We start from the raw sequence: 25,779 nt of genomic DNA on the forward strand, positions 1-25,779 counted from the left end.
TTGATAGGCCAGATCTGGAAGCACCGCAAGGTGTGGAGGTGACTGGTACTAATAGGCCGAGGGCTTGTCCTCAGTTGCTCGCGTCCACTGTGTTGGTTCTGAAACCACGAACAACCCCGTATGTCGGGCCACGACTACGGTGCGGTTGACAGTTTCATAGTGTTTCGGTGGTCATAGCGTGAGGGAAACGCCCGGTTACATTCCGAACCCGGAAGCTAAGCCTCACAGCGCCGATGGTACTGCAGGGGGGACCCTGTGGGAGAGTAGGACGCCGCCGAACTAATTTTAGAGAAAGAGCTGGTCCCCGAACCTTTTGGTTCGGGGACCAGCTCTTTTTTGTTGCGCTTCACCCGTCGTTCACGTCGCCTGGGCACGATCCCTGTCATGGGCACAGTTGAAATGCTGCGAGCCGCAGGTGTCGGTACCGGGGACGAAGTCATCGTGCCGGCCTTCGGGAACGCCGAGGTCGCAGAGGGCGTCGTGCGGGCGGGAGCCGTGCCGGTCTTCGCCGACATTCACCCGGAGACGTACTGCATCGATCCCTCCCACGTTGCCGCCGGCGTGAGCGCACGCACCGCGGCGGTTGTCGCCGTACACCGTTTTGGGCACCGGGCGGATCTTGCTGGTCTGCGGGAGCTGGGCCGGCGGCATGGACTGCTGGTCCTGGAAGAGCCGGGCGAGTCCGAGAAGTCGTACGACGAGGTGGCTCAACGCCGCGTCCACGCCGCCTATTTGAGTGCGAGGCTCACCGGCGTACGGACCCCTGTGGGGGAGGAAGGGCACACCTATCAGCAGTACGTGGTGCGGGTGCCCGGTAATGGGCGGCCGGATCGGGATGCTTTCGCGCGGGTGTTGCGTGGGAAGGGCGTCGAGTGCCGGGTGCCGGTGAAGACGCCGGTGCACCGACTGCCCGGATTGCGATGCGACATCGCACTTCCGGAAACCGAGCTGGCCGCCGACGAGACGCTTGCTCTGCCGATCGAAGCGGCAATGTCGCGGCGGCAGTTGCAACGGGTCGTACATGCCTGCAACGCATTGGGCGGACTACTGCAACCGGCCTTCTAGGACGCACTACTCGGTGGTCCGTAGGGGGTCCAACATCAGGTAAGCTTTGTTCCGTTGCCGAGCGGGAAACCGCGAAAGCGACAGGCCCCTATAGCTCAGTCGGTAGAGCGTCTCCATGGTAAGGAGAAGGTCAGCGGTTCGATTCCGCTTGGGGGCTCGTTCGTTCAAGGCCTCCGCCCATTGGGCGGAGGCCTTTTTTGCTGTCCCGTCCCGGCGGGCTCAGTCGTGGTGCAGGCCGGGCACGCGCATCGCGAGGATCGCCATGTCGTCCGACGGAGCGTCAGCGGCGAAGCGCTCCACCGCGCGCATGATGCGTGCGGCAACGGCCCCTGCCGTGAGGCCCGTACAGGTGGAGAGGACATCCGCCAGGCCGTCGTCGCCGAGCATGCGGCTGCCCTCACGGCGCTCGGTGATGCCGTCCGTGACGCAGAGCAGCACGTCGCCCGGGTCGAGCGTCAGCGTCTGCTCGTACAGCTCCAGGTCGTCCATGACGCCGAGCAGCGGCTGGGGCTCCGCGTACGGTGCGACGGAACCGTCCTGGCGCAGGCGCAGCGGGAGCGGGTGGCCGGCGCAGACCATCTTCAGGATCGCCGAGCCGTCCTCCTGCGGCCACAACTCCCCGTAGAGCAGGGTCAGGAAACGGCTGCGGGCGCCCTCGTCGAGGATCGCCGCGTTGAGGCGCTCCAGGACCGCGGGGCCGCCGAAGCCCTCGCGAGCGAGCAGGCGCAGGGCGTGGCGGGCCAGGCCGGTGACGGCCGCAGCCTCCGGGCCCGTGCCACAGACGTCGCCGATGGCGAAGCCGTACGCGCCGTCCCGGATGGGGAACAGGTCGTAGAAGTCGCCGCCCACCTCGTTGCCCTCGCCGGCCGCGCGGTAGATGACCTCCACCTCGACACCGGGGACGTCGGGCAACTCCGGGGGCAGGAGGCTGCGCTGGAGGGACTGGCTGATCGCCATGCGCTCCGAGTAGAGGCGCGCGTTGTCGAGGGCGAGGGCCGCCCTGCGGCTCAAGTCCTCGGCCAGCTCCAGGATTTCCTGGCGGAAGTGTTCGTCCGTCGGCTTGCCGAGGGTCAGCATGCCGATGACGCGGTTGCGGGCCACCAGGGGGAGCACGACGGTCTCGCCGCCGACCGCTGAGGCCGTCTGGAGCGTCGTGCCGATGCCGGAGCTGACGCTGGCCGGTTCGCCGAGCCCCAGGCTCCTCATGGACGTACGCAGAGCCGCCTGGTGGGCGGCTTCCGCGGGGGCCGCCCAGACGCGGGCGCCGGGAGTCGGGACCGGGTCCGGCGGGGCGATCTTCGAAAGGAGTGCCTTCAAGCCGTCGATACGCTCCTCGTCCTCGTGCAGCACATAGGAGAGGTACGGCTCCGAGGCCTGATCGGCGATCGTGTAGACGGCGCACCACGTGGCGAGGGTTGGAACCGTCATCTGGGCCATGAGCGCCAGGGTTTGGTCCCTGTCGAGCGTTCCCGCCAGGAGGTCGGAGGCTTCGACGAGGAAGCTGAGCGAGCCGCGGCGGAGCTTTTCGAGTTCGCCGAGGCGGGCCGATTCGACGGCCAGCGCGATGCGGTCGGCGGCGAACTGTAGGCGCAGTGCTTCTTCGTTGGAGTAGCGGTCGGGGGATTCCGCCGCCACTCCTAGGGAGCCCGTAAGCCGGCCTTCTACCTTGAGGGGCACCGTGACGACCGAGCGCATGCCCGTGCCGTTCAGGAGCGGGACGGCGCCTGGCACTTGGGTCAGGTCCTCGTGCACGGCGGGCATCCGGGCCGAGCCGTAGCGGTTGGGGCCGACTTCCACGGGCACGCGCGCGAAGCGCTGCCGTGCGGAGGGCAGGCCCGTCGACGCGCGGACCTCCAGCTCCGTCTCGTCGTCCGTGGCGAGCAGGAGGAACGCGGAGTCGCCGTCGAGCATGTCGCGGGCGCGCTCGACGGTGCGCTGGAGCAGCCCGTCGAGGTCGTCGGGGGCCGGCGAGCCGATGAAGACCTCGAACGGGTCGGAGCCCTGGCTGTCCGAGTGCGTCGCGGGGTCGGGCGAGGGGAGGCGCAGCGGGGTCTGGAGGATGGCCCGCTCGTGATCGCGTACCAGGAGGCACACGGTCGACGGCTCGCCGTCGGTGTCGCGGACACGCAGGTGCGAGGCGTACACGGGCGTCACACGGCCATTGGCGGTGCGGATGCCGTAACTGCCCTCCCAGCGCGAGAGCTGCAGCGCCTCGACGATGCCGGTGCTGGTGCCGGGCGTGTGCGGCCATGCCGCGAAGTCCGTGAGGGGCTTGCCGGTGACCTGCTCGGCCGCGTACCCGAAGAGCTCCTCCGCGTCCTCGTTCCACCCGGTGATCGCGCCGACCCGGTCGATCTGGACGACGGCCACGCGGACCCGCTCGTCCGCGAGCGGGAGGAGGTCGATGGGGAGGTTGGGGCCTGCGGCGCGGGTGCCCACCGAGCGCTCGGGCAGGTCGAGTTGGAACCAGACCCGCTTGTGCATGGCCGAATAGTCGACGCCCCAGCGGCCGGCGAGCGCGGCGCAGAGCTGGAGGCCGCGGCCGCCCTCGCGGTCGGGGCTGCCCATGTTCATGCCGGACGACTGAATCGGAATCTCGCGCTCCGGATAGCGGTCGGAGACCTCGATGCGGACGTGATCCTCACTTCGCAGGCACAGAACCTCCGCGGATGTGCCCGCGTGAACTACGGCATTTGTCACGAGTTCGCTGGTCAGGACGACGGCGTCGTCGATGATGTCGGCATGGCCCCACCCTTGGAGGGTGTCGCGCACGAAGGAGCGGGCGGTCGCGACGGATCGCCCGACCGGTTCGAAAGTGGCAGCCGCGCGCGCGGTGATCACAGAACTCCCTGTACGAGTTGTACTCGTTGTCCGAGTGTCGAGGCCCAGGTCTCCCGTACCCATGTCTCGGCCGCCCCTCCGATGCCCGCTCGTTTTTCGCCACCGCCCAGGCCGGGCAGACCGGGGTGGGTGGACAGCCGCTGCCAAGGTTACTTACCTTCGCCGTCCATGCGGATGCCGGTCGTCTGTCTTTCCGCCCGGAGGGTGTGCGGACGGTGTGCGAAGCTGCCGAACTGTTATGGCCTGGTTCAGCCATGGTGAAACACTGGGCAAGCTTCCATAGAAGAACGCATTGAACTGTCGATGCGGCGGTAGAAGCGAATCCGAGAAACCCGAGCTACCCGAGCAGTACAGGTCGACCCCTGCGGGAGGGACACAGTGGAGTCTGGCGCAGCGACGCGGAGCAAAAAGACGCGCGCAGAAGACGGACAGTCCCTGGCAAAACAGCGCAAAACGCGCGGTGGCGGCGGAACGACGACGGTGGATACCGCGGCGCTGAACAGGCTGCTCGCAGGCCTTGTCGCGATGAGAGACGGCAACGCCCGCAAGCGCCTGACCGTCAGCGGCGACGGAGTGATGTCGGAGATCGCGGCCGTCTTCAACGAGGTGGCCGACCGAAATCTGCACCTGACGGGTGAGATCTCGCGGGTGCGCCGCATGGTGGGCCGCGAGGGCAAGCTCACCGAGCGGCTCGAGACGGGCGCCTGTGAGGGTTCCTGGGCCACCGCGATCAATGCGTCCAACGCGCTCGTGGACGACCTCGTACGGCCCGTCTCAGAGGTCGGGAGGGTGCTCTCGGCGGTCGCGGACGGCGATCTGTCGCCCCGTATGGAGCTGCGGGCCCAGGTGCCGGAAGGGAAGCCGGAGGCGCACGGGCATCCGCTGCGCGGCGAGTTCCTGAAGGTCGGCCGGACGGTCAACAATCTCGTCGATCAGCTCTCCACGTTCACCGACGAGGTCACGCGCGTGGCCAGCGAGGTGGGTACCGAGGGCAAGCTCGGCGGGCAGGCGCGCGTACGTGGAATGTCCGGTTCGTGGAAGGATCTCACGGATTCCGTCAACACCATGGCGTACCGGCTGACCGCGCAGGTACGTGACATTGCTCTCGTCACCACCGCGGTGGCCAAGGGTGACTTGTCTCGAAAGGTCACGGTTCACGTCGCGGGCGAGATGCTCGAGCTGAAGAACACCGTGAACACGATGGTGGACCAACTGTCGTCGTTCTCCTCCGAGGTCACGCGTGTGGCCCGCGAAGTGGGTACGGAGGGTGAGCTCGGCGGCCAGGCGCAGGTGCCCGGTGTGGCCGGAGTGTGGAAGGACCTCACCGATTCGGTGAACCTCATGGCCGGCAACCTGACCGCGCAGGTGCGTGGAATCGCTCAGGTCACCACGGCCGTGGCCAATGGTGACCTGTCGCAGAAGGTCACGGTGTCGGCGCGCGGCGAGGTCGCCCAGCTGGCCGAGACCATCAACCAGATGACGGAGACCCTGCGAACTTTCGCGGACGAGGTCACGCGTGTGGCGAACGAGGTCGGCGCCGAGGGGCAGCTCGGCGGTCAGGCCAACGTGCCGGGAGCCGCCGGCACGTGGAAGGACCTCACCGATTCGGTGAACACGGTTTTCCGAAACCTCACAACTCAGGTGCGGGACATCGCCACCGTCACGACGGCGGTGGCCAACGGCGATCTGTCGCAGAAGGTCACCGTCGACGTCGCGGGCGAGATGCTCGAGCTGAAGAACACCGTGAACACGATGGTGGACCAGCTGTCCGCCTTCGGTTCCGAAGTGACGCGTGTGGCCCGGGAGATCGGTGTCGAGGGTGAGCTCGGCGGTCAGGCTCTCGTGCCGGGAGCAGCCGGGACGTGGAAGGACCTGACCGACTCCGTCAACACGGCGTTCCGGAACCTCACCGGACAGGTGCGCAACATCGCCCAGGTGACGACGGCGGTGGCGAACGGTGACCTGTCGCAGAAGGTCACCGTCGACGTCTCCGGCGAGATGCTTCAGCTGAAGAACACCGTGAACACGATGGTGGACCAGCTGTCGAGCTTCGCCGACCAGGTGACGCGGATGGCGCGTGACGTGGGCACGGAGGGCCGACTCGGCGGTCAGGCCCGCGTGGACGGCGTGAGCGGCACGTGGAAGGAACTGACCGATTCCGTCAACTTCATGGCCGGAAACCTGACTTCACAGGTACGGCAGATCGCTCAGGTCACGACCGCGGTGGCGCGGGGTGATCTGTCGCAGAAGATCGACGTGGATGCCCGCGGCGAGATCCTGGAGCTGAAGAACACCATCAACACGATGGTCGACCAGCTCTCCGCCTTCGCCGACCAGGTGACCCGCGTGGCCCGCGAGGTGGGCACGGAAGGCCGCCTGGGCGGCCAGGCCCAGGTGCCCGGCGTCGCAGGCGTGTGGCGCGACCTGACGGATTCCGTGAACGGCATGGCCGGCAACCTCACGGCGCAGGTGCGCAACATCGCCCAGGTGGCCACGGCGGTGGCGCGGGGTGATCTGTCGCAGAAGATCGACGTGGACGCGCGCGGCGAGATCCTGGAGCTGAAGAACACCCTCAACACGATGGTGGACCAGCTGTCGGCCTTCGCCGAGCAGGTGACGCGGGTGGCCCGCGAGGTGGGTACGGACGGCATCCTCGGCGGACAGGCCGAGGTGCAGGGTGTGTCGGGTACGTGGAAGGACCTGACGCAGTCCGTGAACGGCATGGCCAACAACCTGACGCTTCAGGTGCGCAACATCGCCGAGGTCACGACGGCCGTGGCGCGAGGCGACCTCTCCAAGAAGATCACCGTCGACGCCAAGGGCGAGATCCTCGAACTCGTCACCACGGTGAACACGATGGTGGACCAGCTCTCGGCGTTCGCGGAGCAGGTGACGCGGGTGGCCCGTGAGGTGGGCACCGAGGGGCAGCTGGGCGGCCAGGCCCGGGTGCCGGGCATCACCGGCATCTGGAAGGACCTGAGCGACAACGTCAACCTGATGGCCAACAACCTGACCATGCAGGTGCGCAACATCTCCCAGGTCGCCAACGCGGTGGCCAACGGCGACCTGACCCGGCAGGTCACCATCGAGGCGCGCGGCGAGGTCGCGCAGCTCGCCGACACGTTCAACACGATGGTACGGACCCTGAGTTCGTTCGCCGACCAGGTCACCAAGGTGGCCCGCGAGGTGGGCACGGACGGCATCCTCGGCGGCCAGGCCCGCGTACCCGGAGTGTCCGGTACGTGGAAGGACCTGACCGAATCCGTGAACGGCATGGCCTCGAACCTGACCGGACAGGTGCGCAACATCGCGATGGTCACGACCGCCATCGCCAAGGGCGACCTGACCAAGAAGATCGACATCGACGCGCGCGGCGAGATCCTCGAGCTGAAGACCACGATCAACACGATGGTGGACCAGCTGTCGTCGTTCGCGGAGCAGGTGACCCGGGTGGCCCGTGAGGTGGGCACCGAGGGTCAGTTGGGCGGCCAGGCGCGGGTGCGCGACGTGGACGGCACGTGGCGCGACCTGACCGAGTCGGTGAACGAGATGGCCGGGAACCTGACCCGTCAGGTGCGCGCCATCGCGGCCGTCGCCACCGCGGTGACCCGCGGCGACCTCAACCTCAAGATCGACGTCGATGCCGCGGGCGAGATCCAGGTCCTGCAGGACAACATCAACAAGATGATCTCGAACCTGCGCGACACCACGATCGCCAACGAGGAGCAGGACTGGCTCAAGGGCAACCTGGCCCGTATCTCGGGTCTGATGCAGGGCCGTCGCGACCTCGACGACGTGGCGGGGCTCATCATGAGCGAGCTGACGCCGGTGGTGTCGGCGCAGCACGGCGCGTTCTTCCTGGCGCTGCCGCTGGACGACAGCGCCGACGTGGCGATCGCGGACGAGGACGCGTACGAGCTGCGCATGTGCGGGAGCTACGGCTACTCCATGGGCTCCATGCCGACGGCGTTCCGGCCCGGCGAGACGCTCATCGGGACGGCCGCGCAGGAGCGGCGCACGATCCTTGTGGACAACGCGCCCAGTGGCTACCTGAAGATCGCCTCCGGGCTCGGCGAGGCGCCGCCGGCACAGGTCATCGTGATCCCCGTGCTGTTCGAGGACACGGTGCTCGGTGTGATCGAGCTGGCGTCGTTCACGCCGTTCACGCAGATCCAGAAGGACTTCCTCGGGCAGATCGCCGAGATGATCGCGACGAGCGTCAACACGATCTCCGTCAACACGAAGACGGAGGTCCTGCTGCGGCAGTCGCAGGAACTGACCGAGCAACTCCGTGAGCGTTCCGCCGAGTTGGAGAACCGGCAGAAGGCCCTCCAGGCGTCCAACGCCGAGCTGGAGGAGAAGGCCGAACTGCTCGCCCAGCAGAACCGTGACATCGAGGTGAAGAACACCGAGATCGAGGACGCGCGGCAGGTCCTGGAGGAGCGCGCCGAGCAGCTCGCCGTCTCGATGCGCTACAAGAGCGAGTTCCTCGCCAACATGTCGCACGAGCTGCGCACGCCGCTCAACTCGCTGCTCATCCTTGCCAAGTTGCTGGCCGACAACGCCGACACGAACCTCACCCCGAAGCAGGTCGAGTTCGCCGAGACGATCCATGGAGCGGGTTCCGACCTGCTCCAGCTGATCAACGACATCCTGGACCTGTCGAAGGTCGAGGCGGGCAAGATGGACGTCTCTCCGACGCGCATCGCCCTGGTGCAGCTTGTCGACTACGTAGAGGCCACGTTCCGGCCGCTGACGGCGGAGAAGCAACTCGACTTCTCCGTAAGGGTGTCGCCGGAACTGCCCACTACGTTGCACACCGACGAACAGCGGCTCCTTCAGGTGCTGCGCAACCTGCTCTCCAACGCGGTGAAGTTCACCGACTCCGGTGCCGTCGAGCTGGTCATCAGGCCGGCCGGCGCCGACGTACCGAACGCGATCCGTGAACAGCTCCTGGAAGCGGGCTCGTTGACCGAGGTCGACGGGGACGTGATCGCCTTCTCGGTGACCGACACCGGAATCGGCATCGCGGCCAGCAAGATGCGCGTCATCTTCGAGGCGTTCAAGCAGGCCGACGGCACGACGAGCCGCAAGTACGGCGGTACGGGCCTCGGTCTGTCCATCAGCCGGGAGATTGCCCGCCTCCTGGGCGGCGAGATCCACGCGCAGAGCGAGCCCGGACGCGGCTCGACCTTCACGCTGTACCTGCCGATGCACCCGAGCGAACTGCCGCCCCAGGGGTACGCGCAGCTCGCGCCGACCATCGAACCGGGGGAGCGGCTCGCCCTCGACGCGGCGCCCGAGCCCGCGGAGGTGGTGACCCCGTCCGAGGTGAGGTCCTACCAGGACACCCAGAACGGGCCCGCGGCGCTCTTCCGGCGCCGCCGCAGGTCGACCCCGACGCAGCCCGAGCGGACGACGCTCCAGGGGTCGCCGCAGAGCCAGCCGATGCCCGCTCAGGAGCGCGCGGAGGAGCACTGGGACGGCGGCATGGCGGGTGCGACGGGTGCGGCCGAGAAGAGCTCGCCCACGCCGCGGCGCGGGCTGCTGTTCGGCGGCGAGAAGGTGCTCATCGTCGACGACGACATCCGTAACGTGTTCGCGCTCACCAGCGTCCTGGAACAGCAGGGCCTCTCGGTCCTGTACGCGGAGAACGGGCGGGAGGGCATCGAAGTCCTCGAACAGCACGACGATGTGACAGTTGTGCTGATGGACATCATGATGCCGGAGATGGACGGCTACGCGACGACGACGGCGATCCGTAGGATGCCGCAGTTCGCCGGGCTGCCGATCATCGCGCTCACCGCGAAGGCGATGAAGGGCGACCGGGAGAAGGCGATCGAGTCGGGTGCTTCCGACTACGTTACGAAGCCGGTCGATCCGGACCATCTGCTCTCTGTGATGGAGCGGTGGATGCATGGTGAGTGACAGGAATCCGAAATGTTCAAGATGAGTTGCTGACTGAGTGTGGTCGAAGTCGTGTAGAGGCGCGGGATTCGGGGAACCTTCTGGTCTCCCACCGCGTTTCTGCTACGTGCACGGTGACATCGCGGTGACAGGGTGTGGCGACAGGCGGGGTGCGGCTACCATGACCGGCACAAGGACGGGCGACGCAAGGGAGTCGTTCCCTGGGGCGGCGAAAGGAGCCTCCCCGAGTCCTGCGGACAGGGGCGGCCCCATGCCGGGGCGAGGAGGGCGGGCCATGGTGCAGAAGGCCAAGATCCTCCTGGTCGATGACCGGCCGGAGAATCTGCTGGCGCTGGAGGCCATCCTCTCCGCGCTCGATCAGACACTGGTACGGGCATCGTCCGGGGAGGAAGCGCTGAAGGCGCTGCTCACGGACGATTTCGCGGTCATTCTGTTGGACGTTCAGATGCCAGGAATGGACGGTTTCGAAACCGCTGCGCACATCAAGCGGCGCGAGCGGACACGGGACATCCCGATCATCTTCCTGACCGCGATCAACCACGGACCGCATCACACGTTCCGTGGCTACGCGGCAGGAGCGGTCGACTACATCTCCAAACCGTTCGACCCCTGGGTGCTGCGCGCCAAGGTCTCGGTGTTCGTCGAGCTGTACATGAAGAACTGCCAGCTCCGGGAGCAGGCGGCGCTGCTGCGGCTCCAGCTGGAGGGCGGCGGCAAGGCCATCGGGGACGCCAAGGAGCCCGCCGGGCTGCTCGCCGAGCTGTCGGCGCGGCTCGCCGCGGTCGAGGAGCAGGCCGAGGCGCTGTCGAAGCAGTTGGACGACGAGTCCGCGGACGCCGCGGCGGTGGCCACGGCGGCACACCTGGAGCGCAAGCTCACCGGACTGCGCAGGGCGCTCGACGCCCTGGAGCCCGGGGCGGGCAGCGGAGCGCCCTCACTGCCGTCCCAGAACTGAGGCGGCCGCCCCGGAATCGGGGGCGGCGCTCGGGCTTTGAGGGCACGTCAGTTTTCGCCCCGTCAGTTCGCGACACGATCGGGTGAAGCAGTGGGCACACGTGTCCAAGGTCGGCTCCCCCGGTAACCTCACACCTATGGCCTCACGTCCCGCAGCCAAGAAGTCGCCCGCGAAGAAGACGGCGGCGCCGACCAAGGCTCCGGCGAAGAAGGCCGCTGCCAGAAAAGCCCCCGCGAAGAAGGCCGCGGCCAAGCCGGCGCCCAAGAGGGCACCCGCCAAGAAGGCCGTGGGGAAGAAGCCCGCCCCCAAGGCGGCACCCAATCCGACCGGGGGCCTGTACAAGCTCGTACGAGCCCTGTGGCTCGGCGTCGCGCACAGTGTGGGGGCCATGTTCCGCGGGATAGGGCGTGGTGCGAAGGGGCTCGACCCGGCACACCGCAAGGACGGGCTCGCGCTGCTGCTGCTCGGGATCGGGCTGATCTGTGCGGCCGGCACCTGGTCCAATCTGCAGGGCCCGGTCGGTGACCTGGTCGACATGCTGGTGACCGGCGCGTTCGGGCGCCTCGACCTGCTGGTGCCGATCCTGCTCGGGGTCATCGCCGTGCGCTTCATCCGGCACCCCGAGAAGCCCGAGGCCAACGGGCGGATCGTGATCGGCCTCTCCGCACTCGTCATCGGCGTGCTCGGACAGGTCCACATCGCGTGCGGCTCACCCGCGCGCGGGGACGGCATGCGCGCCATAAGGGACGCGGGCGGACTCATCGGCTGGGCCGCCGCGACACCGCTGAGCTTCACGATGACCCAGGTGCTCGCGGTCCCGCTGCTCGTTCTGCTGACGGTGTTCGGGCTGCTCGTGGTGACCGCGACGCCCGTCAACGCCATTCCGCAGCGCCTGCGCCAGCTCGGCGTGAAGCTCGGCGTCGTGCACGAGGACGCGGCCTTCGCCGAGGGCGTCCCGGACGAGTACGACGACGATTGGCGCGAGGCCGCGCCCGTGCGCTCGCGCAAGCGCCCCGGCGCCCCTGCCCCGGAGTCGTACGACCCGGATCGGGCCGAGGAGGAGGCGTTCGCCAAGCGGCGCAAGTCGCGGCGGTCCGTGCAGCCCGCGATGGAGCGGCCGATGGACGCGGTCGACGTGGCCGCAGCGGCCGCCGCCGCGCTCGACGGGGCCGTGCTGCACGGCATGCCGCCGTCGCCGCTCGTCGCGGACCTCACGCAGGGCGTCTCCGGCGAGAGCGGCGGCGAGAACAGCGGTGAGACGTCCACAGATGGCCGCTCGGCACCCGTCCCGGGGGCCAGAGTCAAGAAGACCCCGGCAGGCGCTCAGAAGGAGCCTGAGCCGACCCCCACGTCCCTCGGCGTGCCGGACCTCACCAAGTCCGCGCCCGACGCGAGGGGGGACCTGCCGCCGCGCGCCGAGCAACTCCAGCTCGCCGGCGACATCACGTACGCGCTGCCCTCCCTTGACCTGCTCACGCGCGGTGGCCCCGGCAAGTCGCGCAGCGCCGCCAACGACGCCGTCGTCGAATCGCTGCAGACCGTCTTCACCGAGTTCAAGGTCGACGCGGGCGTCACGGGCTTCACGCGCGGCCCCACGGTCACGCGGTACGAGATCGAGCTCGGCCCCGCCGTGAAGGTCGAGAAGATCACGGCCCTGGCGAAGAACATCGCCTACGCCGTCGCGTCCCCGGACGTCCGGATCATCTCGCCGATCCCCGGCAAGTCCGCGGTCGGCATCGAGATCCCGAACACGGACCGCGAGATGGTCAACGTCGGCGACGTGCTGCGTCTCGCGGACGCGGCCGAGGACGAGCACCCCATGCTGGTCGCGCTCGGCAAGGACGTCGAAGGCGGCTACGTCATGGCCAACATGGCCAAGATGCCGCACATCCTGGTCGCCGGCGCCACCGGTTCCGGTAAGTCGTCGTGCATCAACTGTCTGATCACCTCGATCATGATGCGGGCGACACCCGAGGACGTCCGGATGGTCCTTGTCGACCCCAAGCGCGTGGAGCTGACCGCGTACGAGGGGATCCCGCACCTGATCACGCCGATCATCACCAACCCCAAGAAGGCCGCCGAGGCACTTCAGTGGGTCGTGCGGGAGATGGATCTGCGCTACGACGACCTCGCGGCCTTCGGCTACCGGCACATCGACGACTTCAACAAGGCGGTCAAGGACGGCAAGCTCACCACGCCCGAGGGCAGTGAGCGGGAGCTGAAGGCGTATCCGTACCTGCTGGTGATTGTCGATGAGCTCGCCGACCTGATGATGGTCGCGCCGAGGGACGTCGAGGACTCCATCGTCCGGATCACACAACTCGCGCGCGCGGCCGGTATCCACCTGGTCCTCGCCACGCAGCGGCCGTCGGTCGACGTCGTCACCGGTCTCATCAAGGCGAACGTGCCCTCCCGGCTCGCCTTCGCCACTTCCTCGCTCGCCGACAGCCGGGTCATCCTCGACCAGCCGGGCGCCGAGAAGCTCATCGGCAAGGGCGACGGCCTGTTCCTCCCCATGGGGGCGAACAAGCCGACCCGTATGCAGGGCGCTTTCGTCATAGAGGACGAGATCGGCGCCATCGTGCAGCACTGCAAGGACCAGATGGCGCCCGTCTTCCGGGACGACGTCACGGTGGGCACCAAGCAGAAGAAGCAGATCGACGAGGACATCGGCGACGACCTGGACCTGCTGTGCGCGGCAACCGAACTGGTTGTCTCCACGCAGTTCGGCTCGACCTCCATGCTGCAGCGCAAGCTGCGCGTGGGCTTCGCGAAGGCCGGTCGGCTCATGGACTTGATGGAGTCGCGAAGCATCGTCGGACCCAGTGAAGGTTCGAAGGCTCGTGACGTTCTTGTGAAAGCAGATGAGCTGGAGGGAGTGCTCGCGGTGATCCGCGGGGAGGCTCAACCCTAAGGTGACCCCTCGAACGACGTCACCCGTACGGGTATCGGAGCAACCGTTTCCTCGTCGGTTACGTCAAGTTGAGGAGGAGGCAGCCGCGTACGTCGCCAGCGGGATGGCGGGCCATTCCGATGGCGTACAAAGTCCGACCGCCCGGTTGCCTCACCCATTCACACCCCCCCTACACTGAACCTCCAGCAGGTGGCTACACGCTCGAAAGGCGCCCCCGTGTCCATCGGCAACTCCCCTGAAGACGACCGCCCTTCGGAAGACCGCACCCAGCACGCGGACGACGACCGGCCGTCGATCGGTCGTGCCCTTGAGCAGGCACGCATCGACGCGGGTCTGTCCGTCGACGAGGTCAGCCAGTCCACCCGGGTGCGCATCCCCATCGTGCAAGCCATCGAGCAGGACGATTTCTCGCGCTGCGGTGGCGACGTCTACGCACGGGGCCACATCCGCACGCTCGCGCGTGCCGTGGGCCTCGACCCCGAGCCGCTGCTCGAGCAGTACGGCGACGAGCACGGCGGACGCCCCGCGCCGACGCCGGCCACGCCGCTGTTCGAGACCGAGCGGATCCGCTCCGAGCCGCGCAGGCCCAACTGGACGGCCGCCATGGTCGCGGCGATCGTCGCGGTCATCGCCTTCGTCGGCTACACCGCCTTCAGCGGTGGTGACAGCGACGGCGGGCAGCAGCAGGCCGCCGAGGGCTCCACCCCGGCGACCGGCAAGCCCACGGCCAAGAAGCCGAGTCCCAGCACCAAGAAGCCCGTCGACCCGAAGCCGGATCCGACCGACAGCGCGATCGCCGCGGCCCCCGCCGACAAGGTCACCGTCAAGGTGAACGCGTCGGAGGGGCGAAGCTGGATCTCCGCCAAGGACCACAACGGGCGGACCATGTTCGACGGGCTGCTGCAGGACGGCCAGACGAAGACCTTCCAGGACAACCAGAAGATCGACCTCGTCCTCGGTGACGCGGGCGCGATCAAGCTGTATGTAAACGGCAAACAGATCGAGGACGAGTTCAGGTCCGGGCAGGTCGAGCGGCTGTCGTACACGAAGGGCGACCCCGAGGTCGGCTGAGCCCGGAGATCCGGCGGTAACCCCTCGCGGCGAGGGCTGTCAGTGGGACGAAGTAGTCTTGATTCCATGCCCGAACGCCGTACCGTCGCACTTGTCACCCTTGGCTGCGCCCGTAACGAGGTGGACTCGGAGGAGCTCGCAGGCCGCTTGGAGGCGGACGGCTGGGAGCTCGTCGAGGACGCCGACGCAGCCGATGTCGCCGTCGTGAACACCTGTGGCTTCGTGGAGGCCGCGAAGAAGGACTCCGTCGACGCCCTCCTCGAAGCCAATGACCTCAAGGGTCATGGCAGAACGCGGGCGGTGGTCGCGGTCGGCTGCATGGCCGAGCGCTACGGCAAGGAGCTCGCCGAGGCGCTGCCCGAGGCCGACGGCGTGCTCGGTTTCGACGACTACGAGGACATCTCCGGCCGCCTCCAGACGATCCTGTCCGGGGGCAACGTGGAGGCGCACGCCCCGCGCGACCGCCGCAAGCTGCTGCCGATCAGCCCGGCCGAGCGCCAGGAGGCGGGCGCCGGAATCGCGCTGCCGGGGCACGCTCCGGCGGACCTTCCCGACGGCCTGGCGCCCGCGTCCGGGCCGCGTGCGCCGCTGCGTCGCCGGCTCGACGGCACCCCTGTGGCATCCGTGAAGCTGGCCTCCGGGTGCGACCGACGCTGCTCGTTCTGCGCCATTCCGTCGTTCCGTGGTTCGTTCATCTCGCGCCGCCCCAGCGACGTACTGAACGAGACGCGCTGGCTCGCCGAGCAGGGCGTCAAGGAGGTCATGCTGGTCTCCGAGAACAACACGTCGTACGGCAAGGACCTGGGCGACATCCGGCTCCTGGAGTCGCTGCTGCCCGAGCTGGCCGGGGTCGACGGGATCGAGCGGGTGCGGGTCAGCTACCTGCAGCCCGCCGAGATGCGGCCGGGCCTGATCGACGTACTGACGGGGACCGACAAGGTCGTCCCGTACTTCGATCTCTCCTTCCAGCACTCGGCGCCCGGTGTGCTGCGCGCGATGCGGCGCTTCGGTGACACGGACCGGTTCCTCGAGCTGCTCGACACCATTCGGGCCAAGGCGCCGCAGGCAGGTGTCCGGTCGAACTTCATCGTGGGCTTCCCCGGCGAGACCGAGGCGGACTACGCGGAGCTGGAGCGCTTCCTGAACGGCGCGCGCCTGGATGCCATCGGCGTCTTCGGCTACTCCGACGAGGAGGGCACGGAGGCGGCGACGTACGAGCACAAGCTGGACGAGGACGTTGTCGCGCAGCGTCTCGCCCGCCTGTCCCGGCTCGCCGAGCAGCTGGTGTCGCAGCGCGCCGAGGAGCGCGTGGGCGAGACCGTGCAGGTGCTCGTCGAGTCCGTCGACGAGGAGGACGGTGTCGTCGGCCGCGGTGCCCACCAGGCGCCCGAGACCGACGGGCAGGTGCGCCTCACGAGCGGCGCCGGTCTGACAATCGGCCGTATGGTCGAGGCAAAGGTGGTCGGCACCGAAGGTGTCGATCTCATGGCCGAGCCGCTGGAGATCGCTGAGGAGGCGGACAGATGACCGGAGTCCCGGCGTCCGCTGCGGGCGGCACCGGCAGGCCGTCGTCCGGAGGCAAGCTGGGTACTGCGGCCGTCCATCAGGTGAGCCTGTGGAACATCGCGAACATCCTGACGATGATCCGGCTCCTTCTGGTGCCGGGCTTCGTGGCGCTCATGCTGACCGACGGCGGGTACGACCCGGCGTGGCGGGCCTGGGCGTGGGCGGCGTTCGCCGTTGCCATGATCACGGATGTTTTTGACGGGCATTTGGCGCGTTCGTACAACTTGGTCACCGATTTCGGAAAGATCGCCGACCCCATCGCCGACAAAGCGATCATGGGCGCCGCGCTGATCTGTCTCTCGTCGCTCGGTGATCTTCCGTGGTGGGTGACCGGCGTCATTCTCGGGCGCGAGCTCGGGATCACGCTGCTGCGTTTCATTGTCATTCGCTACGGAGTCATTCCGGCCAGCCGCGGCGGCAAGGTGAAAACACTCGCGCAGGGCACGGCTGTCGGCATGTACATCCTGGCGCTGACCGGGCCGCTCGCGAGCCTGCGCTGGTGGGTGATGGCGGTCGCCGTCGCGCTCACGGTGGTGACCGGGCTCGACTACGTGAGGCAGGCCGTCGTGCTGCGGCGCGCGGGTCTCGCCGAGTCGAAGGCCGCGGCGCGGGCGTCCGCGGGGGCTGCCGAGAAGTGACGTACGAGGCGGTCGAGGCGCTGCGCCTGTTGACGGAGCGGGAGGAGACCCTCGCCGTCGCGGAGTCGCTCACCGGGGGCCTGGTGGCCGCGGAGCTCGTGGCGGTACCCGGGGCGTCCAAGGCCTTCCGCGGCTCTGTCACGGCGTACGCGACCGAGCTCAAGCACCGGCTGCTCTGCGTCGACGCGGACCTGCTCGCCGCGCACGGGCCCGTGCACCCCGAGGTCGCGCTCGCCATGGCGGCCGGAGTGCGGGACGCGCTGGGCGCGGACTGGGGCGTTGCCACGACCGGCGTAGCGGGGCCGGAACCGCAGGACGGGCAGCCGGTCGGGACCGTGTACGTGGCCGCGGTGGGGCCCGGAGCTGATCATTCCGAAGGTGCGGCGGATTTCGCTGGTAGCCGCAAAGTGGCCGCCCTGCGATTGAACGGCGGCCGGACGGAAATCCGTATGGAGAGTGTACGGAGCGTGCTCGGGCTGCTAGTCAAAGAGCTGGTCGGAGCGCATTCCGGCGAACGTACGGAGAAAGCGCGGGCACAGGATACGGAACAGAACGGGGGGTTTTGATGTTTGCAGCCCTGAGTGAACACGACATCGCTCCCCGCACGGCCGCAGCACGAGGCGGTACGGTGGGGCGTGAAGGATGCGGCTACGCGGTCCGAGGAGGGAGCCACCGATGATTCTGCTCCGTCGCCTGCTGGGTGACGTGCTGCGTCGGCAGCGCCAGCGCCAGGGCCGTACTCTGCGCGAAGTCTCCTCGTCCGCCCGAGTTTCGCTCGGCTATCTCTCCGAGGTGGAGCGGGGGCAGAAGGAGGCTTCCTCTGAACTGCTCTCCGCGATCTGCGACGCGCTTGACGTACGGATGTCCGAGCTGATGCGCGAGGTGAGCGATGAGCTCGCTCTCGCCGAGCTGGCCGAGTCGGCGGCACGGGTGCCGTCGGAGCCGGTGCCCGCACCGGTTCGTCCGATGCTCAATTCCGTCTCTGTGGCCGGCGTCCCGCCGGAACGAGTGACGATCAAGGCGCCTGCGGAGGCTGTGGACGTCGTAGCGGCGTAACGCCTGCGCTCAGCGCTCTGAGCCCAGTTTGAACATGGGGAAAGCCCCGGCCGAGAGGTATCGGCCGGGGCTTTCTGCTGCGCGTTCTGGGTCTGCGTGGGCGAGAGTTGGGCTCGATGTGTCCGTAATCACCCATGTGTGCCATGGTTGATGTTGGTTTCGATACGGAGGTGACGTATGGACGTCGTGAAGAGCCCGCTGCCCGATGGCGACCTGAAGATCGTGGGCGAGGCGCTGCAGGGTGCGCTCGTGGATCTGGTGGACCTGTCCCTTGTCGCGAAGCAGGTGCACTGGAACGTGGTCGGCCCGCGGTTCCGGTCTGTGCACCTTCAGCTCGACGAGGTCGTGGACACCGCGCGGCAGCACTCCGACACGGTGGCCGAACGGGCCTCGACGCTGGGTGTCCCGCCGGACGGTCGCGCGAAGACCGTGGCGGACACGAGCGGCGTGGGAGTGGCTCCCGACGGCTGGGTGAAGGACACGGACGCGGTGGGGACGCTCGTGGACGCGCTCGGCGCGGTCATCGCGCGGATGCGTGCGCGGGTGGACGCGACCGGCGAGGCGGATCCCGTGAGCCAGGACATCTTCATCGGGATCACGGCCGACCTGGAGAAGCATCACTGGATGTTCCAGGCGGAGAACCGGGGCTGAATCGGGGCTGATCCGGGGCTGAACGGGGTCGAGAGTCCCGGTGGCCCGCCGCCTCGCGTGTCCTGCGTGCTCTGAGTGTCCTGTGTGCTTCGGATGCTTCTGGGTGTGGTGCTGAAAGCGCGGGGCAGATTGGTCGTGGTCCGTGGTCCCGGAGGTCGACGGGCGGAGGTGAGCGGTCGGTGGCACGGCCTGGGTGGTGGATGCTCCGGTGGGCGCCGGCCGTCGTGTGCGGGGCGCTGTGGTGGTGGGGCGCCTTGCGGCTCGTCTTCGCGCCGGGCTCAGGGTTGTTCGAAGGGGCGCTCGTCGCCGGAGGTTGGGGGCTGAGCCTGCTGCCGGTGCACGCGCTGCCGAAGGCGCGGGCGGCCGGCGTGGCCGGTGCGCCCGGGCGGCACGGCGCGCGGCGCGTGCGGACGCGGGCCGTGCGCGCCGGGCGCGAGGCCGCCGGCGGGGTGTGGCGGCTGGTCACCAGGGCATGGCGACGCCCCCGTTCGGGCGGAGGATCTGGCCCGTCGTGAACGACGCGGCGTCCGAGGCGAGGTGCAGCACCGCGTGCGCGATGTCCTCCGCCTCGCCGACCCGGCCGAGCGGTGACATGCGCACCATCAGGGCCTCGGTGTGGGCCTGCGCGCTCGCGTCGTGGCGGGTCGTCATGGGTGTTCGGATCCAGCCCGGCGCCACCGCGTTGACGCGGATGCCGTGCGAGCCGATCTCCGTGGCCAGCGTCTTCGTGAGCTGGACGACGGCGGCCTTCGCCGCGCCGTAGCAGAGCAGTCCCGGACCGCCGGTGTCGACCGCCCCTGAGGCCATGGTGACGATGCTGCCGCGGGTGCCGGCCGCGATCATGGTTCGGGCCGCTTCCTGGCACGCGTACAGGACGCCCTTGAAGTTGATGGCGAGGACGCGGTCCAGGTCCTCTTCGCGTGTCTCCAGGACCGTGCTGTTGTGCATGACCCCGGCGATGGCGGCCATGATGTCGAGGCCGCCCGAGGTGGTGGTGGCGCTCGCGACGGCTTCTGCGATCTGGGAGTGGTCGGCCACGTCGAGGGTGTGGGTGTGGGCCGTTCCGCCGCTCTCCTTGATGAGGGCCGCTGTCTCGTGCAGGCCCTGTGCGTCGCGGTCGGCGCAGTGGACGGTGGCTCCCGCCTGCGCGAGGAGCGTCGCCGACGCGCGGCCGATGCCGCTCGCCGCGCCGGTGACGAATGCGGTGCGTCCGGTGAGGTCGTACGCAGTGAGGGGCATGCAAGGGACCGTACGAGGTTGTCTGACGGGTCGTCAATTGCCGTGCGGTGGTTGTGTTTTGTGGGCCTATTGCGGTGCGGCGTGAGGTCGGTGCGCGAGGTCGGTGTGCGCGGTCCGCTACGCCGTGGGGGCCGGGCCCTGTTGGCAGTGCGGGCACCAGTACGTGGGGCGTTCGCGGGAGCCGTCGCCCTGGTCGGCCGTGCGGATGGGGGTGCGGCAGCGTAGGCACGGGCGGTGGGAGCGGCCGTAGACGTAGAGGCGTTCATCGGGGCGGGGGCGGCCGGTGGTGACACGGGCGGGGCGGTCGCGGTTGGCCTCGAGCAGCTTCTTCGCGAGGAGGGGGAGGCGGTTGGCGGCCTCGGCGGGCAGCTCACCGACCGGGAGCCACGGGGTGACGCGCAGCAGGAAGCAGAGCTCTGACTTGTAGATGTTCCCGATGCCTGCGAGGTTCCGCTGGTCGAGGAGGGCCTCGCCGAGGGAGCGGGCGGGGTCGCCGAAAAGGTTGCGCAGCGCGGTGTCCGGGTCCCAGTTCGGGCCGAGAAGGTCGGGGCCCAGGTGGCCGACGGCCTTGGACTCCTCGGTGGTGCGCAGCAGTTCCAGGACCGGGAGCCGGTAGCCGACCGCTGTGCGGGTCTCGGTGCCGAGGATCGCGCGGATCTGGTGGGCCGGGCCGCCGCGCCAGCGCTCGCCCGGCGCATAGACCTTCCACGAGCCGTCCATCCGCAGATGCGAGTGCAGGGTGAGGCCGCCCTCGATCCGGGTCAGCAGATGCTTGCCGCGCGGGGTGACCTCGAGGACCGTGCGCCCGGTGAGGTCTGCTGTGGCGTACCGGGGGACACGCAGGTCGGAGCGGGTGAGCACCTGGCCCGCGAGGGCGCTGTGCAGCCGCTTCGCCGCCTGCGCGACCGTGTCTCCTTCGGGCATGGGGTCAGGGTAGGCGGGTCGGAGTCGCTCGGGCGGGCGTCACCGTCAGGCGCGCAGGCGCAGGCCGCGCGGTGTCGCGTGGAATCCGGCTCCTTCCAGGAGAGGGGCATACGGGGACGTGAGCGCGGATTCCGCGTTGACGCGCTCGACCGTGATCGTGCCGAGGACGCCCGAGCGGGCGGCTTCGGCGAGTGCCTGCGCCGCGGCGGGCATGCGGGGCTCCTCCGCGAGCTGGGCGGGGGTGAGGGCAGGGCTCGGAGTGCGCGCCCCGGTCGTGGTCCCAGCCGCTTCGGAAGCAGAGGTGGTGGGGTCCGGGGAGGTGTGGGCCGGGTCGGACGCGGACCAGGCCAGGAGGGTCTTGCCACCCCGCTCCATGTAGAGCGTCAGCTCGCCGTCGACCAGGACCACCAGGGAGCCTGCCTTGCGTCCCGGCTTGTGCCCGGGCTTCTGGCCCGCGCCGGCGGGGGGATCGGGCCAGGGCAGAGCGGCCCCGTACGCGTTGGCCGGATCGGCCGCCGCCAGGACGAGGGCGCGGGGCGCGGCGGTCCTGCCCTTGCCGGCGGGGGCGTCGACCGGGGCGTACGGATCCGGGGGAGCGGCGCCGCGCTCCTGCGCGTTCGCTGCCGCGCGCAGGCGGTCCACGGCGCCGTCCATGGCGAACTGCGCCGCGCCGAGACCCTCCACCACGTAGCCACGCCGTGCCTGGCCGCTCTCCTCGAAGACGGACAGCACCCGGTACGTCGCCGAGAACCCGCCCTGGACGCCTTCGGCGGCCACCGCTCCCCGGGTGACCACTCCGTGGCGGTCGAGGAGCGTGCGGGCCAGGGTGTGGGCGCGCATGGTCGGGTCGGGCTCCTGGTCGGGCAGCAGTGACCAGCGTCCCGCGACTGTGGGCGGGCCGGTGCGTGACGTGGGACGGGCCCCCGCGGTGATGCCTCCGTAGCGGCCGCGCGGCACGGCTCTGCGCGCCCGGTGCGCGGTGGAGCCGGCGGTGCGCCCGGAGCCGAGGACGGCGCGCATCGGGGCCAGTGTGTCGTTTGTGAGGCGGCCCGACCAGGCCAGCTCCCAGAGGGCGTCGGCCAGTTGGGGATCGGTGACCTCGAAGGGGGTGCCTCGCTGGCCCTCGAGGCCTTGAGGGAGGGGCGTGGCGCGGACCTGGTCGGCGATCTGGCGGAAGAACAGGCCGTAGCCGCCGGAGAGCGCGTCCAGGACCGACTGATGGAGCGGCGTGAGCTCCAAGGGATGCGGGGACGGAAGGAGCAGCGGGGCCGTATCGGCGAGGTAGAGGCTGACCCAGCCGTCCTTGCCGGGCAGCGAGCCGGCGCCAGCCCACAAGACCTCGCCGGACGCCGTGAGTTCGTCGAGGAGTGCGGGCGCGTAGCCGGAGACGCGTGAGGGCAGGACGAGCTTCTCCAGGGCGGAGGCGGGCACCGAGGCGCCCTGGAGCTGTTCGACCGCCCGGACCAGCCCGTCGACCCCGCGCAGGCCGTGCCCGCCCACGTGCTGCCACTGGGGCAGGAACTGGGCGAGCGCCGCGGGCGGCACCGGCTCCAGCTCATGGCGCAGCGCGGCCAGTGAGCGGCGGCGCAGCCTGCGCAGGACCGTGGCATCGCACCACTCCTGGCCGATGCCCGCCGGGTGGAACTCGCCCTGGACGACCCGGCCGTTGGCGGCCAGGCGCTGGAGCGCGCCCTCCGTGACCGCGGCGCCGAGGCCGAAGCGGGCCGCTGCCTGCGTGGAGGTGAACGGGCCGTGTGTGCGGGCGTAGCGGGCCAGGAGGTCGCCGAGAGGGTCCTTGACCGGCTCGGTGAAGGCTTCGGGGACGCCGACCGGAAGCGCCGTGCCCAGGGCGTCGCGCAGGCGGCCCGCGTCCTCGATCGCCGCCCAGTGCTCGGTGCCCGCGATCCGTACGCGAATGGCGCGCCGGGCGCCCGCCAGGCTCTCGGCCCAGCCGGTCTCGGCGCCCCGCTCGGTCAATTCCTCGTCCTTGAGCGGTCCGAGGATGCGAAGCAGATCCGCGACGCCTTCGGCGTCCTTGACGCGACGGTCCTCCGTGCGCCACTGCAGCTCCTGTTCCAGGTCGGTGAGGACCTCGGCGTCGAGCAGCTCGCGCAGCTCGGCCTGGCCGAGGAGCTCGGCGAGCAGGCGGGAGTCCAGGGACAGCGCGGCCGCGCGGCGCTCGGCCAGCGGTGAGTCGCCCTCGTACAGGAACTGCGCCACGTATCCGAACAGCAGTGAGCGGGCGAAGGGGGAGGCCTCCGGGGTGGTGACCTCGACGAGGCGGACCTTGCGGGACTCGATGTCGCCCATCAGCTCGGCGAGTCCCGGAACGTCGAAGACGTCCTGAAGGCACTCGCGGATCGCTTCCAGGACGATGGGGAACGAACCGAACTCGCTCGCCACCTGCAGCAGTTGGGACGCTCGCTGGCGCTGCTGCCACAGCGGGGTGCGCTTGCCGGGGCTGCGGCGGGGCAGCAGCAGCGCGCGGGCGGCGCACTCGCGGAAACGTGAGGCGAACAGGGCGGAGCCGCCCACCTGGTCGGTGACGATCTGGTCCACGTCACCCTTGTCGAAGGCGACGTCGGCCGCTCCGATGGGGGCCTGCTCGTCGTCGTACTCCATACCCGGCTTGGCGGGTTCCTGGTCCAGGAGGTCCAGGCCCATCAGATCGGCGTCCGGGAGGCGCAGCACGATGCCGTCGTCGGCATGCATCACCTGGGCGTCCATGCCGTACTTCTCGCTGAGCCGGGCGCCGAGGGCCAGCGCCCACGGAGCGTGCACCTGGGCCCCGAACGGGGAGTGGACGACGACGCGCCAGTCACCCAGCTCGTCCCGGAAGCGCTCGACCACGATCGTGCGGTCGTCGGGGATGTGGCCGCAGGCCTCGCGCTGTTCGGCGAGATACGACAGGACGTTGTTCGCGGCCCACTCGTCGAGTCCCGCCGCTGTGAGGCGCACGCGCGCGTCGTCGGGCTTCTGGGAGCCGACCTCGCGCAGGAACGCGCCCAGCGCACGGCCCAGCTCGAGCGGGCGGCCCAGCTGGTCGCCCTTCCAGAACGGGAGGCGGCCGGGGACGCCCGGGGCGGGCGAGACGAGGACACGGTCGCGCGTGATGTCCTCGATGCGCCAGGAGCTGGTGCCGAGCGTGAACACGTCCCCGACCCGGGACTCGTAGACCATCTCCTCGTCGAGCTCTCCGACGCGGCCGCCGCCCTTCTTCGGGTCGGCTCCCGCGAGGAAGACTCCGAAGAGACCGCGGTCGGGAATCGTGCCTCCGGAGGTGACGGCGAGGCGCTGCGCTCCGGGGCGGCCCGTGACGGTGCCGGCGACGCGGTCCCAGACGACGCGCGGCCGCAGCTCGGCGAAGGCGTCGGAGGGGTAGCGGCCCGCCAGCATGTCGAGCACGCCTGTGAACGCGGACTCGGGCAGTGAGGCGAACGGGGCGGCGCGGCGGGCCAGCGCCAGCAGATCGTCGACCTGCCAGGTGTCCAGGGCCGTCATCGCGACCAACTGCTGCGCGAGCACATCCAAGGGGTTCGCCGGGAGGCGCAGAGCTTCGATGGCGCCTGAGCGCATGCGCTCGGTCACGACCGCCGACTGCACCAGGTCACCGCGGTACTTCGGGAACACGACCCCCGTGGAAACCGCGCCCACCTGGTGTCCCGCACGGCCCACGCGCTGCAGCCCCGACGCGACGGACGGGGGCGACTCCACCTGGACGACGAGGTCGACCGCGCCCATGTCGATGCCCAGCTCCAGGCTCGACGTGGCGACCACGGCGGGGAGCCGGCCCGCCTTCAGGTCCTCCTCGACCAGCGCACGCTGCTCCTTGGAGACCGAGCCGTGGTGGGCACGCGCGATGACCGGGGGAGCGCCCTTCGCGGCGCCGGATTCCGCCATCAACTCGGCCGGGGAGTGATCCTCGGGAAGAGGCTCGCCGGTGGCGCGCTCGTAGGCGATCTCGTTCAGACGGTTGCACAATCGCTCGGCGAGACGGCGGGAGTTGGCGAACACGATGGTCGAGCGATGGGCCTCGATCAGGTCAGTGATCCGCTCCTCCACGGAGGGCCAGATCGAGGGGCGCTCGGCTCCCTGGCCCCCGGCGTCGGCGACCGGCGAGCCGCCCAGCTCTCCCAGGTCCTCGACCGGGACGACCACCGACAGGTCGAACTCCTTGCCGGACGGCGGCTGGACGACCTCCACCCGGCGCTGCGGCGAGAGATAACGCGCCACCTCGTCGACCGGCCGGACCGTCGCGGACAGGCCGATGCGGCGGGCCGCGCGGGGCAGCAGCTCGTCGAGCCGCTCCAGGGAGAGGGCCAGGTGGGCGCCGCGCTTGGTGCCCGCCACCGCGTGCACCTCGTCCAGAATCACCGTGTCGATGCCCACCAGCGCTTCGCGCGTGGCCGACGTGAGCATCAGGAACAGCGACTCCGGCGTCGTGATGAGGATGTCCGGCGGGCGCGTGGCGAGCGCGCGGCGCTCGGCCGGCGGGGTGTCGCCGGAGCGGATGCCGACCTTCACCTCGGGCTCGGGCAGCCCCAGGCGGACGGCCTCCTGGCGGATTCCCGTGAGCGGGCTGCGCAGGTTGCGCTCCACGTCCACCGCGAGGGCCTTCATCGGGGACACGTACAGGACCCGGCAGCGCTTCTTAGGGTCGGCCGGCGGAGGTGTCGACGCCAGCTGGTCGAGCGCCGCGAGGAACGCGGCGAGCGTCTTGCCCGATCCGGTGGGCGCGACGACCAGCACGTCCGAACCCTCGCCGATCGCCTTCCACGCCCCGGCCTGCGCGGCTGTGGGCGCGGAGAAGGCGCCCGTGAACCAGCCGCGGGTCGCGGGGGAGAAGCCGCTGAGGGCCTGCGAGGCGCTGTGGGCCTCTTGCCTGGACCTGACCATGCCCCCATCCTGCACCCCGCCACTGACAACGGCGG

Annotated in this window: 14 protein-coding genes, 1 tRNA gene and 1 rRNA gene; 12 read left to right on the top strand and 4 right to left on the bottom strand. The window is 69.6% G+C overall.

The window, feature by feature from the left end; all coding sequences use genetic code 11:
* Nucleotides 1–163 precede the first annotated feature (163 nt).
* From rrf to ACWD2L_RS17210, 3 genes are all read left to right on the top strand, one after another.
* Nucleotides 164–280: ribosomal RNA gene (gene rrf, locus ACWD2L_RS17200) — 5S ribosomal RNA — on the top strand.
* 119 nt (nt 281–399) lie between these two features.
* The gene (locus tag ACWD2L_RS17205; protein ID WP_351333077.1) at nt 400–1,065 is read left to right on the top strand and encodes a DegT/DnrJ/EryC1/StrS family aminotransferase; all 666 of its coding nucleotides are present in this window, start codon (nt 400–402) and stop codon (nt 1,063–1,065) included.
* Between the two features lie 84 nt (nt 1,066–1,149).
* Nucleotides 1,150–1,222: transfer RNA gene (locus ACWD2L_RS17210), tRNA-Thr, on the top strand.
* A 62-nt stretch (nt 1,223–1,284) separates the two neighbouring features.
* On the opposite strand, the gene ACWD2L_RS17215 is transcribed toward ACWD2L_RS17210, so the two are convergent.
* Nucleotides 1,285–3,906, bottom strand: coding sequence for a SpoIIE family protein phosphatase (locus ACWD2L_RS17215; protein ID WP_351332886.1), 2,622 nt, complete (start codon nt 3,904–3,906; stop codon nt 1,285–1,287).
* A gap of 378 nt (nt 3,907–4,284) precedes the next feature.
* On the opposite strand from ACWD2L_RS17215, the gene ACWD2L_RS17220 reads away from it, so the two are divergent.
* The 9 genes from ACWD2L_RS17220 (at nt 4,285) to ACWD2L_RS17260 (ending at nt 18,685) form a co-directional block, all read left to right on the top strand.
* Nucleotides 4,285–9,834, top strand: a complete 5,550-nt coding sequence (locus ACWD2L_RS17220) for a HAMP domain-containing protein (protein WP_351332888.1) — start codon at nt 4,285–4,287, stop codon at nt 9,832–9,834.
* Between the two features lie 274 nt (nt 9,835–10,108).
* Complete coding sequence (locus ACWD2L_RS17225) at nt 10,109–10,789, top strand: response regulator (RefSeq protein WP_351332890.1); 681 nt, start codon at nt 10,109–10,111, stop codon at nt 10,787–10,789.
* Nucleotides 10,790–10,925: 136 nt separating this feature from the next.
* Entirely contained in the window at nt 10,926–13,703 is a 2,778-nt protein-coding gene (locus ACWD2L_RS17230) for a DNA translocase FtsK (protein ID WP_351332893.1), read from the top strand.
* Between the two features lie 216 nt (nt 13,704–13,919).
* A complete protein-coding gene (locus ACWD2L_RS17235) occupies nt 13,920–14,774 on the top strand; it encodes a helix-turn-helix domain-containing protein (RefSeq protein WP_351332895.1) in 855 nt (284 codons plus the stop codon).
* Nucleotides 14,775–14,840: 66 nt separating this feature from the next.
* Nucleotides 14,841–16,301 (top strand): 30S ribosomal protein S12 methylthiotransferase RimO, encoded by a 1,461-nt coding sequence (rimO, locus tag ACWD2L_RS17240; RefSeq protein WP_351332896.1) that lies wholly within the window; start codon nt 14,841–14,843, stop codon nt 16,299–16,301.
* Nucleotides 16,298–16,978, top strand: coding sequence for a CDP-diacylglycerol--glycerol-3-phosphate 3-phosphatidyltransferase (gene pgsA / locus ACWD2L_RS17245; RefSeq protein ID WP_351332899.1), 681 nt, complete (start codon nt 16,298–16,300; stop codon nt 16,976–16,978). Before rimO ends, pgsA begins: the two co-directional genes overlap by 4 nt.
* Nucleotides 16,975–17,544, top strand: coding sequence for a CinA family protein (locus ACWD2L_RS17250; protein WP_351332901.1), 570 nt, complete (start codon nt 16,975–16,977; stop codon nt 17,542–17,544). The genes pgsA and ACWD2L_RS17250 overlap by 4 nt, the downstream gene beginning before the upstream one ends.
* 109 nt (nt 17,545–17,653) lie before the next feature.
* Nucleotides 17,654–18,034, top strand: coding sequence for a helix-turn-helix domain-containing protein (locus ACWD2L_RS17255; protein WP_351332903.1), 381 nt, complete (start codon nt 17,654–17,656; stop codon nt 18,032–18,034).
* A gap of 177 nt (nt 18,035–18,211) precedes the next feature.
* Nucleotides 18,212–18,685: a Dps family protein gene (locus ACWD2L_RS17260; protein WP_351332906.1), complete on the top strand. Its 474-nt coding sequence runs from the start codon at nt 18,212–18,214 to the stop codon at nt 18,683–18,685.
* Nucleotides 18,686–19,147: 462 nt separating this feature from the next.
* Here ACWD2L_RS17260 and ACWD2L_RS17265 read toward each other — a convergent pair whose 3' ends face one another.
* From ACWD2L_RS17265 to ACWD2L_RS17275, 3 genes are all read right to left on the bottom strand, one after another.
* Nucleotides 19,148–19,924 (bottom strand): SDR family NAD(P)-dependent oxidoreductase, encoded by a 777-nt coding sequence (locus ACWD2L_RS17265; RefSeq protein ID WP_351332907.1) that lies wholly within the window; start codon nt 19,922–19,924, stop codon nt 19,148–19,150.
* Nucleotides 19,925–20,041: 117 nt separating this feature from the next.
* Complete coding sequence (locus ACWD2L_RS17270) at nt 20,042–20,848, bottom strand: Fpg/Nei family DNA glycosylase (RefSeq protein WP_351332910.1); 807 nt, start codon at nt 20,846–20,848, stop codon at nt 20,042–20,044.
* A 45-nt stretch (nt 20,849–20,893) separates the two neighbouring features.
* A complete protein-coding gene (locus ACWD2L_RS17275) occupies nt 20,894–25,744 on the bottom strand; it encodes an ATP-dependent helicase (protein WP_351332912.1) in 4,851 nt (1,616 codons plus the stop codon).
* Between the last annotated feature and the right edge of the window lie 35 nt (nt 25,745–25,779).

The organism is Streptomyces sp. NPDC002754 (assembly GCF_053592315.1).

Bases quoted from the DNA above. Each gene is read 5' to 3' on its own strand.
- ACWD2L_RS17205 (WP_351333077.1), top strand. From the start codon at position 400: ATGCTGCGAGCCGCAGGTGTCGGTACCGGGGACGAAGTCATCGTGCCG.
- ACWD2L_RS17255 (WP_351332903.1), top strand. From the start codon at position 17,654: ATGATTCTGCTCCGTCGCCTGCTGGGTGACGTGCTGCGTCGGCAGCGC.
- ACWD2L_RS17230 (WP_351332893.1), top strand. From the start codon at position 10,926: ATGGCCTCACGTCCCGCAGCCAAGAAGTCGCCCGCGAAGAAGACGGCG.
- rimO (WP_351332896.1), top strand. From the start codon at position 14,841: ATGCCCGAACGCCGTACCGTCGCACTTGTCACCCTTGGCTGCGCCCGT.
- ACWD2L_RS17225 (WP_351332890.1), top strand. From the start codon at position 10,109: ATGGTGCAGAAGGCCAAGATCCTCCTGGTCGATGACCGGCCGGAGAAT.
- ACWD2L_RS17270 (WP_351332910.1), bottom strand. From the start codon at position 20,848: ATGCCCGAAGGAGACACGGTCGCGCAGGCGGCGAAGCGGCTGCACAGC.
- ACWD2L_RS17275 (WP_351332912.1), bottom strand. From the start codon at position 25,744: ATGGTCAGGTCCAGGCAAGAGGCCCACAGCGCCTCGCAGGCCCTCAGC.
- ACWD2L_RS17265 (WP_351332907.1), bottom strand. From the start codon at position 19,924: ATGCCCCTCACTGCGTACGACCTCACCGGACGCACCGCATTCGTCACC.
- pgsA (WP_351332899.1), top strand. From the start codon at position 16,298: ATGACCGGAGTCCCGGCGTCCGCTGCGGGCGGCACCGGCAGGCCGTCG.
- ACWD2L_RS17260 (WP_351332906.1), top strand. From the start codon at position 18,212: ATGGACGTCGTGAAGAGCCCGCTGCCCGATGGCGACCTGAAGATCGTG.